Source organism: Methylobacterium tarhaniae (assembly GCF_001043955.1).
Taxonomy (GTDB): domain Bacteria; phylum Pseudomonadota; class Alphaproteobacteria; order Rhizobiales; family Beijerinckiaceae; genus Methylobacterium; species Methylobacterium tarhaniae.
Map to the genome: position 1 here is coordinate 24,121 of NZ_LABZ01000052.1, position 10,415 is coordinate 34,535.

Here is a 10,415-nt window from a genome sequence, read left to right on the forward strand (position 1 = left end):
GCGTCTCGACTGGCAGGTTGCTTGGTCGATCGAGCCGTTGTTTGGCTGTATAGTATGGTCGAGAACGCGCCCGGCGAGCCATGAGGCGGCCACCCGGGCGTCAAATCCTCCGGCCATTGAAGCCGACGAAAGTCGATACGCCAGAACGCAACCGATGGTAGTAACAACTGAGGTCGCGTCATCAGGGATCCGGGGTCGATCCCAGGCCGGCCCGGGTTGTTAGGTCTAGGATTCGCCCCGTCAAGCTAGTCGATCATGCTCGATTTGATCAATGAACCTGTTGCGGCAGCCGGTTCGACCGCCATCCCGCCGGGCTCCGTCCTTCCTCTGTCTTCGCAGACGGATCGACGAGAAGAGCCGGCGTATTCGATCGACTTGCCAACAAGCCGGGCATGAAGCGTGCGGCCAAGGATGGTATCGGTCTGCGGCGCGTCAGCCGAGTTGCGGTCGTGCCGGGCTCCGTTGCCCGTTTTCGGACGGGGACGCGGCGGGAATGCTGTCGTGCTCAGGCGCGGCGACGGCGTAACCGGCGCCAGCCGAGGACAACACCGCTCGTCGAGACGATCAGGCCGAGGGCGCTGAGGGCACCGATCGCGGTCAGCCGCAAGGCCGGGTGCTGCGCCAGCGGCCCGGCATCGAGGGTATGGAGGGCATCGAACAGCCAGCGGTTCGCCCGCCCGCTGCGGTCGGTCCGCCCCAGGATCGCGCCGGTCTCGGGATCGAGATGGAACCAGGTCGCCGCCGGGTCGTCGAAGGCGAGGCGCAGGACCGGCAGGCGCGGGGCGCCGTGACGGTCGTACCAGTAGGCATCCGGCGCTTCGAGGCGGGTCGCCGACCGGAGCGCCGCCCCCGGCAGCATCGCGCCGGCGGCCGCCACGAGGGTGTCGGGAGCCAGGGCGGTGCCGCAGCACGGGGCTGCACCCTCGCGGCCGGTCGCGACCACGAGGGGCCGCCCGCCGATCCAGGTGAAATCGAGCGCGACGCTGCCGGCCGGCGCCCGCGCGAGGTCGCCGGGGCCCGCGGGGAAGACCGGCGCCGCCTGCCCCGCATAGGCCGCCCGCATGGCGGCGTCGGGCGAACGCGGGCCGAACCAGCCGCGGGGGTTCATCGACAGCCAGCCGCTGAGCACGAAGGTGACGACGACGAGGCCGCCCGCCACCCCGGCGAGGTGGTGCCAGGCGGCCCAGCCGCGATAGGGCGTGAGCCGGTCGCGCATCAGCCGGACGAAGCCGAGGAGGTAGCCGCTCACGCCTGCCGCCAGCGCGATGCCGGAGACCCACAGCACCACGTCCTGCCACAGCCCCGGCCGCGCCCGGAGCGGGGTGAGATAGATCCAGTGGGTCACGGCGCCGACCCAGTTCCACACCCGCTCGGTCCGGGTGGTGTCCAGGGCGACCTCGCCCGTCGCCGCCGACAGGTAGAGCTCGGTCCCGGCCGCGTCACCCAGCGCCACGCGCCGGAACGGCCGCAGCGGGTCGTAGCGTGCCGTCACGGTCCACTGGTCGCGGGTCACCGTGCCGAGATCGGTCACGCGGTGGGCGGCCGGATGGGTGGCGGCGAGGGCCACGGCGCCCTCCGCCGTCAGGACCGGGACGGCATCGCCGGTCGCCGCCGAGAGTGCCTGCCGCCGCCCGTCGAGGCCGGTGATCCAGTAGGCGGGCTCCGCACCCCGCATCGCCAGGGTGAGGCGGGCGGGAAAGCGCGCCGCGCCCGCCCGCTCCAGCGCCTCCTGCGGCGTCACCCGCACGGATTCGAGGTCGAGCGGGGCTGAGGCCGCGCGCCGCTCCGCCTCGGTGAGGGACGGAAAGCCGACGACCAGCATCACCAGCCCGGAGGCGAACCAGGCGACGAAGAGCAGCCCGGTGCCGATGCCGAGCCAGCGGTGGCCGAGATGCAGCCACCGCTTCAGGCTTTTTCCCCACCTCGCCATCAGAAGGTGACGTGGTAGGCGAGCTCGACCGAGCGCGGCCGGCCGAGCAGCCAGGAATTGCTGTTGCCCTCGACCGCGTAGAGCCGGTCGGTGAGGTTGTAGCCGCGCAGCGACAGGCGCGAGGTCGGCGTCACCTGCCAGTCCAGGGTGGCGTTCAGCAGCGTGTAGCTCGGTCGGCGAAACGTGTTGGCGAAGTCGCTGAAGACCGGCCCGACATCGTTGACGCCGAGCCGCGCCACCCAGCCCGGGGCGAAGGCGTAGGCTAGCCAGACATTGGTGACGCGCTGGGGCACGTCGACCGGGACGTTGCCCGCGAAGGACACCGCCGCGCCGTCGACCGTCTGCGCGAAATTGTCGTAGCGGGCCCGCAGCAGGGCGGTGTTGGCCTCGATGCGCCACGCATCCGACAGCTGATAGGCGAAGGCGACCTCGACGCCGCGGGAGGACTGGCGGCCGACCGCGGCGACCTCCGTCGGCCGCCCGGGAATCGGGGTCAGGAGGTTGTCCTTGCGGATGTGGTAGGCCGCGAAGGTCCACTCGCCGCGCCCGTTGTCGAACAGGCCCTTGGCACCGGCCTCGATCTGCTCGCCGGTGGTGAGCGGGAACTGGGATTGCGCCGCGCTGGTGGTGATGAGGCTGCCGAGGGGGTCGGCGGCGGTGGCGACTTGCGCGTAGAGGGCGAGGTCGGGCGTCGGGGTATAGACGGCGCCGACGCGGGTGCTCACCGAGTCGAAGGTCTTCTCGAACCCGGACGCCGTCAGCGGGCGGCTCACCGCCACCCGCGGCACGTCGTAGCGAAGGCCCGTCACCAGGGCGAGCTGAGGCGTCAGTTCCAGCCGGTTCTCGGCGAAGACCGAGGCCTGGCGGGTGCGCGAGACGATGTCGGTGCGGGTGCCCGTGAGATTGATGAAGCCGCCTTGCGCGAAATTGTACGGATCGACGAAGCTCTCGCCCCCGAACGGCGCGTTGCTGTCGCGCCGGAAGGCGATGTGGTTGACGTCGAAGCCCAGAACCGTCGACGTCTTGAAGCCGAACAGGCTGCCCCGGAACGTGGCGTCGAGGCGGTTGCCGATCTGCTCCTCGTGGTGGAAAATCTCGATGTAGTCGCTGCGCCGGATCAGCCCGGTCGCCGGCTGGTAGGTGTATTGCTCGACGTCGCGCCAGTGCCGCTCGGTCGAGAGGCGATAGGCGGTGTTGCGCAACGTGATGTCGGGGCTCGGGTTCCACTCGGCGCGCAGCTGCGTCCAGTTGTCGAACCAGGCGATCTGCGAATCCCGGATGTTGTAGTTGGTGAAGCGTAAGCGTTCGGGCACCCGGTTGCCGACGAGCGGCGAGCCCCAGTAGCGGGTCGGCTCGTTGTAGCCGAGATCGTGCGAGAGGGTGACGCTCAGGTCGGGCGCCGCCCGCCACGTCACCGCCGCCGAGAGGGCGACGTTGCGAAAATCGCCGTCGGGCTTCACCCAGCCATCGGCCCGGTTGCCGCTGAGGTTGAACCGGTAGGCCAGGTCCTCGCCGACCGGTCCGCCGGTATCGAGGGCCAGCCGCGCGATACCGTCGGAGCCGATCGCCGCCCGGGCCTCGCCGAGGGCCGAGAAGACCGGCTTCTTCGGCACCACGTTGATGATGCCGCCGATCGCGCCCTCGCCGTAGAGCACCGAGGCCGGGCCGCGCAGCACCTCGATCCGCTCCGCCGACCAGGTGTCGAACGGGAAGGTGACGGTGCCGACCCCGACATAGAGCCGGGTCCCGTCATAGAGCTGCTGCACCGAGCTCGGTCCGACGAAGCCCCGGCTGGCGAAGGAATGGTTGCCGTTGCCGGGCTGCGCGACGCTGGTGATGCCGACGGCGTTCTGGGTCACCGCCTCCTCGAGGGTGTTCTGGCCCCGGGCCCGGATGGTCTCGCCGCTGATGATGTCGAGGCTCGCCGGGGTTTCGAGCGGGGTGAGGCCGAGGCGGGACCCTGAGCGCGACGGCGTCGCGAGATTGAGGCCGGGGGCGGCCTCCCCCCGGCCGCGGCTGCCCGCGACGTCGATGAGGTCGAGGCCGATCTCCTCGGCGGAGGCGGGTGCGGCGGCCAGAAGCGGCGCGGCGAGCGTGGCGGCGAAGGTGGCAGATCGACGGGCGCGGAGCGCGGGCATGACGGGTTCCGGAGCAGGTTTTCGCACCGTCCGTACCCGACTCAGCCACAAATGTAATGTTATAAAGTTACATCTGTCTCCTCCGGGTCGCGGCGCGGGATGCGCTGGGCGCAAACGGGCGGCGGATCGGAGGAGGGCGGCGGACATGGCGGGACGGCGCGAGGCTGTGGCACGTCACCGCGAACGACAGCGGGACGAATGCCTCTCGCATCCGCCTCGACACCCATCAGGACACCCCGCCCGACGTGCTCGCGTGTGACCACGGCTGACGGCAGGTCTCCTGGCTCACGGGTCAGCGCCTGCCATCGTCTTCCCAGGGACCTTTCGGGATCCCCAGTGACGTAAGGTGATGGAAGGCTCGCCGCTTACAGTTGCGGGGGCAGCCGCGGCATCGGGCTCTCGCCCTCACCGCGTTCCCTTTTGATCCCCGGAGGGAACCGTCGGAAGGGAGCTTAGCGGTTCGGTTACGAGGGAGCAATGGTGGCGAGCATGGTTGCCCGTCCGTCTCTCGCGGATGAGCCCTTCCCGGCAGAGGGGAGAGGGTTTTCGCGAGGTCGCGGCCCCCCAGCTTTCTCGACCAGGCCGCGCGATCCGCATCGACGCCGCCCCGCACCCCTGACATACAGGGCCGCGAGACGGCCCGCCTGGGCCGCGAACAAGATCTGACAAAAGCTGCCTGGGAGGTTCCCCGATGTCGTTCCGCTCACGGGTTGCCGGCGCCGCCGGCCTCGCCCTGTCGCTGGCCCTGGGCACTTCCGCCCTCGCGCAGGACGCCAAGGCGCCGATCAAGATCGGGGTGCTGAGCGACATGAGCGGGCCCTTCGCCGACCAGGCCGGGACCGGCTCGGTGACGGCCGCCCAGCTCGCCGTCGAGGACTTCGCCAAGGAGGCCGGCGAGCTGAAGGTCGAGGTCGTCTCGGCCGACCACCAGAACAAGCCCGATATCGGGCTGGCCACCGCCCGCCGCTGGCTCGACCAGGAGGGCGTCTCGACCATCGTCGACCTGCCGAACTCCGCCGTGGCTCTGGCGGTCTCCAACCTGATGCGCGAGCGCCACCGGGTGGCCCTGGCGTCGAGCGCGCTCACCTCCGACCTCACCGGCAAGGCCTGCGCGCCGACCACCGTGCAATGGGTCTCGGATACCTGGGCGCAGGGCTCGGCCACCGCGCGGGCCATCGCCGGCCGCGGCCTCAAGTCCTGGTACTTCGTCACCGTCGACTACGCGCTGGGCCACGCGCTGGAGCGCGACGCCACCGTGGCGCTCAAGGCTGCCGGCGGCACCGTGAAGGGGTCGAGCAAGCATCCGCTCAATGCCGGCGACTTCGCCTCGCCGCTGCTCTCGGCGCAGGGCTCGGGCGCCCAGGTGCTGGCGCTCGCCGATACGGGCGCCGACATGATCAACGCCGTCAAGCAGGCGGCGGAGTTCGGGGTGATGCCCGAGATGCGGCTCGCCGCCCTGTTCGTGCAGCTCTCGGACATCCATGCGCTCGGCCTCAAGGCGGCGCAGGGGCTCCAGCTCGCCAGCGCCTTCTACTGGGACCGCACCGACGGCACCCGTGCCTTCGCCAAGCGCTTCGGCGAGAGGATGAACGGCCGCATGCCGACCGAGAACCATGCCGGCGTCTACTCCTCCACCCTGGCCTACCTGCGGGCGGTGCGCGACACCGGCACGATCGAGGGCGAGAAGGTCGTGGCGGCGATGCGCGAGAAGCCGATCAACGATCCGCTGTTCGGCCCCGTGACGGTGCGCCAGGACGGCCGCGCGGTGCACGACCTGTTCCTGTTCGAGGTGAAGGCGCCGGCCGACAGCAAGGGCCCGTACGACTACTACAAGCTCCTCGACACGGTGCCGGGCGACCAGGCCTTCCGGCCGATGGCCGAGGGCGGCTGCCCGCTGGTGAAGTAGGCCGGACGCCCGCATTCGGCGGGCGCTCGCCACCGGCGGGCGCTCGACTTCGGTGGGCGCTCGACTTCGGTGGGACTTGCCCCAGATCGGGTGTCGTCACCCGAGAGGTTCCGCCATGTCCGACGCCGTCCTGACCCTGAACGACGGGAAGCGCATCCCCCAGCTCGGCTTCGGTGTGTGGCGGCTCGACAACGAGGAGGCCCCGGCGGTGGTCGGGGCCGCCCTCGAGGCCGGCTACCGCCTGATCGACACCGCGGCGATGTACGGCAACGAGGCCGGGGTCGGCCGGGCCATCGCGGCCTCCGGGGTGCCGCGCGAGGAGATCGTCGTCGCCACCAAGGTCTGGAACGACCGCCACGGCTACGACGAGACCCTGCGGGCCTGCGAGGACTCGCTCGCCCGGCTCGGCCTCGACCACGTCGATCTCTACCTCGTCCACTGGCCGGTGCCGCAGCGCGGCGCCTACCTGGACACCTGGCGGGCCCTGATGCGCCTGCGCGAGGATGGCCGCGCCCGCTCGATCGGCGTCTCGAACTTCACGGTCGAGCACCTCAAGCGCGTGATCGACGCCACCGGCTCGACGCCCTCGGTCAACCAGGTCGAGCTGCACCCGCGCTTCCAGCAGGGCGCGTTGCGCGCCTTCCACGCCGAGGCCGGCATCGTCACCGAGGCCTGGGCGCCGCTCGGCCGCGGCGGCGTGCTCGACGATCCGGTGATCCAGGCCGTCGCCGCAAAGCACGGCCGCAGCCCGGCCCAGGTCGTCCTGCGCTGGCACCTGGACATCGGCAACGTCGCGATCCCGAAATCGGCGACGCCGGCCCGCATCCGCGAGAACCGGGAGGTCGGAGGCTTCACCCTCGACGCCGACGACCTCGCCCGCATCGCCGCCCTCGACGATCCGGCGGGGCGGATGGGGCCGGATCCGGAAACGTTCGGCGGGTGAGGCCGGTCGGGTGGTTCCGCGGGGGGCAGGCCATCCGGGACATGGTGTCCGGCAGCCGTGTCGCCGACGGCGGCACACGGACAATACGGATTGCCAGGGTGTGGCGTGATCCATGCTCGCAGCATGGATGCGGCAGATCGGAGATGGCATGGCTGGCATTCGTCATATGCAAAAAATTATCTAATCGTGAAGTGGATTTTCCCAAATATGGAATATTGATTTCCAAATCGATGATTCGACAATGTTTACATTTTTTTAATTTAGATCTATCTTTATTGAATGAGCTGTGATTTTGTGCGCGGCCGTGCCTAGGGGTGCCGTCACATGCAGTTCGATAGCGTTCAGAACGCCAAAGCGGATATATTCGAAGATGTTTTCGGTTTTCAGGCGATTCCAGTTGCGGCGAGTGCTGGAATGGAGGTTCCTCTATTTGCGCCCAGGCCAGAAACTGCGGCATTTCGCAACGTCGTTGATGGGCGAAAGCGTCGGCGGTACGACGCGCGGGATTTGATCTCTCTCGGAGTTCTGCCGCCGGAGGGACACAACCGGAACCCGGATGGCTTCAAGCTCGGCATTTTCGTGCAGCGCGCGGAGTTGCTGCATCATCCCCTCGTCCAGGAGGCCCAGCTTCGCGCCCGGGGTGAGGCGCGCGTCATCTACACGGGACCGGTGAGCCGCAGGGCGCTCAATCCGGGACGGCATCGGCCGCTCCGCATCGGAAGTTCCATCGGTCATTATCGTGTCACGGCTGGGTCGATCGGTTGCTTCTGCATGCACCAGGATGGGGGCGGTATCGGCATCCTGTCGAACAACCATATCCTGGCGGATACGAACAAGGCCAGTTTGGGCGACGTCATTCTGCAGCCCGGACGCAGGGACGGAGGGCGGCGACAAGATCCCGACAGCCGTGTGGCGACTTTGTTCAGCTTTGAGCGGATTGATTTTGCAGTCAATTCGCGCAATCTCGTGGACTGCGCGTTCGCCGTCTTGATGGGCGGCATCAAGCATGACAGCAGCTGGGCTCATTCCCCACAGACGGCCGAGCAATGGCCGGTCAAGTCCCGTCCCGTCCAATTGCTGCCCGATGATGAAGTGTGGAAGATCGGGCGCACCACGGGACATACGGCGGGCCGTGTCGTAGCGGTCAACGTCGACAACGTCGTCGTGGCGATGGGGGCTGGAACCGGTCAGCGCCTCGCACGCTTTGATGGTCAGATTTCGATCGAGCGCTCCGATGGCCATTTCTCCGAAGGCGGCGACAGCGGCGCCTTGATCTGGACCCGGGACGGATCGCCGGCCGCGCTGCTGTTTGCCGGGACGGAGCGAGGTGGCACGACCGGATACGGCTTGACCTACGCGAACCCGATCGAGGTGGTCCTGGACGCCCTCAATCTGGAAATTCATACTGGCGGGTAATGGAGAGAACCATGGTCGACCGCAGAGAGAAGCTCTTGGCGTCGAAGCCTGCGGCGCAAGCGGCGAAGGATGCGTTCGCAGCAGAATACGCTGCCGGGCGAAATGACTTGGCGGTCGGCCTCGGGCTCAACCATACCGGCGACGACTGGGCGGTGACGGTCTTCGCGGAAACGCCGACGGCCGCACAGGCCTTGCCCGACCATTATGGCGACTATCCCGTCGAGGTTCGGGTCACGGGCCGCACGAGTGCCCATTAGTGCGGGTGAGCGGTCGCTCGACACGGCGGCGAAGGAGTGGTGAAGTTCGCGGCCTGTAAGCGCCACCGAGTCCTCATGACCCTACGCACGCCCCCCGAGACCCGCGCCGCCTACCGGCGCTTCGTGCCGATCACCACCCGCTGGGCCGACAACGACGTCTACGGCCACGTGAACAACGTCGTCTATTACGCCTTCTTCGACACGGCGGTGAACAGCGTGCTGATCGCGGAGGGCGCCCTCGACATCGCGCAGAGCCCGGTGATCGGCCTCGTGGTCGAGACCGGGTGCCGCTACTTCCGCTCGATGGCCTTTCCCGATCGGGTCACCGCCGGGATCCGGGTCGCGCATCGCGGCACGTCGAGCGTGCGCTACGAGGTCGGGCTGTTTCGCAACGACGACGAGGCGGCCGCGGCGCAAGGGCATTTCGTCCACGTCTATGTCGACCGGGCGACGCAGCGCCCGGTGCCCCTGCCGGACGACTTGCGGCGGGTACTGGAGCCGCTCGCCGTATGAACGGCGAGACCGACCTGACCCGGCTCCTCGCCGGGATGCGGCCGGAGCTCCGCCCCGGCACCTACGTCTTCGCCACCGCGAGCGACGGGGCGATGGCGGCGGATCTCACCCCGGTGCTGAGCTTCCGCGAGGCTGAGGGGACGACCCTGATCCTCACCCGGGCGCACGCCGCGCGGGCCGGCCTGTCCGGCACGTTCCCGTGCCGCTGGATCACCCTCGCCATCCATTCCTCGCTCGGCGCGGTCGGCTTCCTCGCCGCCGTGACGGCGCGCCTCGCGGAACGGGGCATCGCCGTCAACGCCGTCTCGGCCTTCCACCACGACCACCTCTTCGTGCCGGAGACGCGGGCCGAGGAGGCGATGGATGTGCTGCGGGACCTCGCCGACCGCGCCGCCTCCTGACGTCGCCGCGCGGCCTCCACCCGCCACGAAGGCACCATTCGTCCCTTACGGCTTGTTGCTCCCTCCGCGGCCGCCCAAGCTGCAGGTCTCGCAACCGGAGGACGTCGCCATGCCGCCGCGCATCCCGCTCAATCCCGGGGGACCGGGTCCGCTCGGGCTCATCGCCCTCGCCCTCGCGATCCTGGTCGCCGGCCTCGTCCTCGAGGGGCACCCGGTCGATGCGTCGGTCTCACCGCTCGTCACGCGGGACGAGGCGCCCGCCCGTCCGCTGCCGAGCCCGGAGACGATGCTGCGCGACATGATCGGCCGCGACTGAGGAAGCCCCGTCCGTGACCGACCTCTTGTCCGGCGCCGCCGGCCCGCTCGGCTGGGCGGTGATCCTCGCCACCTTCCTCGTCGCCGGCTTCGTCAAGGGCGTGGTCGGGTTGGGCCTGCCGACCGTGGCGGTGGGGCTTCTCGCCACCGTGATGAGCCCGGCTCAGGCCGCGGCCCTGCTGATCGTGCCGTCCTTCGTCACCAATATCTGGCAGCTCCTCGTCGGGCCGCGCTTCGGGGCCCTCGTGCTGCGGCTCTGGCCGATGATGGTGGCCATCGCCGCCGGCACCGTGGCGAGCGCCGGGCTGATCGCGGGCGCGAAGGGGCCGGGCCCGGCGAGCGCGCTCGGCATCGCGCTGGTGGCCTATGCGGGAATCGGCCTTGCCGGCCTTTCCTTGCGGGTGCCGGCCCGCGCCGAGCCCTGGCTGTCACCCCTGGTCGGCCTCCTCACCGGTCTCGTCACCGGGGCGACCGGGGTCTTCGTGATCCCGGCGGTGCCCTACCTCCAGGCGCTCGGCCTCGACCGGGACCAGCTGATCCAGGCCCTCGGCCTGTCCTTCACGGTCTCCACCGTGGCGCTCGCCGCCGGCCTCGCC

The 10,415-nt window shown here is 69.5% G+C and carries 10 protein-coding genes and 1 riboswitch; of the genes, 8 read left to right on the top strand and 2 right to left on the bottom strand.

Annotation, left to right across the window (positions count from 1 at the left end; translation table 11 throughout):
• Window positions 1-505: 505 nt before the first annotated feature.
• Together VQ03_RS08480 and VQ03_RS08485 are read right to left on the bottom strand one after the other, a co-directional pair.
• The gene (locus VQ03_RS08480; RefSeq protein WP_048450445.1) at window positions 506-1,930 is read right to left on the bottom strand and encodes a peptidase; all 1,425 of its coding nucleotides are present in this window, start codon (window positions 1,928-1,930) and stop codon (window positions 506-508) included.
• Window positions 1,930-4,068, bottom strand: a complete 2,139-nt coding sequence (locus tag VQ03_RS08485) for a TonB-dependent receptor (protein ID WP_048450446.1) — start codon at window positions 4,066-4,068, stop codon at window positions 1,930-1,932. Before VQ03_RS08485 ends, VQ03_RS08480 begins: the two co-directional genes overlap by 1 nt.
• A gap of 253 nt (window positions 4,069-4,321) precedes the next feature.
• Window positions 4,322-4,525, bottom strand: a riboswitch (cobalamin riboswitch).
• A 234-nt stretch (window positions 4,526-4,759) separates the two neighbouring features.
• Here VQ03_RS08485 and VQ03_RS08490 point away from each other — a divergent pair.
• From VQ03_RS08490 to VQ03_RS08520, 8 genes are all read left to right on the top strand, one after another.
• Entirely contained in the window at window positions 4,760-5,974 is a 1,215-nt protein-coding gene (locus tag VQ03_RS08490; protein WP_048450447.1) for an ABC transporter substrate-binding protein, read from the top strand.
• A gap of 115 nt (window positions 5,975-6,089) precedes the next feature.
• On the top strand, window positions 6,090-6,917 hold the full coding sequence (locus tag VQ03_RS08495; RefSeq protein ID WP_048450448.1) for an aldo/keto reductase: 828 nt from the start codon (window positions 6,090-6,092) through the stop codon (window positions 6,915-6,917).
• A 324-nt stretch (window positions 6,918-7,241) separates the two neighbouring features.
• Window positions 7,242-8,333 carry a hypothetical protein gene (locus VQ03_RS08500; protein WP_157064022.1) on the top strand — a complete coding sequence of 364 codons (1,092 nt, stop codon included), beginning with the start codon at window positions 7,242-7,244 and terminating at the stop codon, window positions 8,331-8,333.
• Between the two features lie 11 nt (window positions 8,334-8,344).
• Window positions 8,345-8,590: a hypothetical protein gene (locus tag VQ03_RS32865; RefSeq protein WP_157064023.1), complete on the top strand. Its 246-nt coding sequence runs from the start codon at window positions 8,345-8,347 to the stop codon at window positions 8,588-8,590.
• Window positions 8,591-8,665: 75 nt separating this feature from the next.
• Window positions 8,666-9,103: an acyl-CoA thioesterase gene (locus VQ03_RS08505; RefSeq protein WP_048450449.1), complete on the top strand. Its 438-nt coding sequence runs from the start codon at window positions 8,666-8,668 to the stop codon at window positions 9,101-9,103.
• The gene (locus VQ03_RS08510) at window positions 9,100-9,504 is read left to right on the top strand and encodes an ACT domain-containing protein (RefSeq protein ID WP_048450450.1); all 405 of its coding nucleotides are present in this window, start codon (window positions 9,100-9,102) and stop codon (window positions 9,502-9,504) included. Before VQ03_RS08505 ends, VQ03_RS08510 begins: the two co-directional genes overlap by 4 nt.
• Window positions 9,505-9,613: 109 nt before the next feature.
• A complete protein-coding gene (locus VQ03_RS08515; protein WP_157064024.1) occupies window positions 9,614-9,820 on the top strand; it encodes a hypothetical protein in 207 nt (68 codons plus the stop codon).
• 13 nt (window positions 9,821-9,833) lie between these two features.
• Window positions 9,834-10,415, top strand: a 582-nt coding sequence (locus VQ03_RS08520) for a sulfite exporter TauE/SafE family protein (protein WP_053078459.1), incomplete at its 3' end; no start/stop codon positions are given.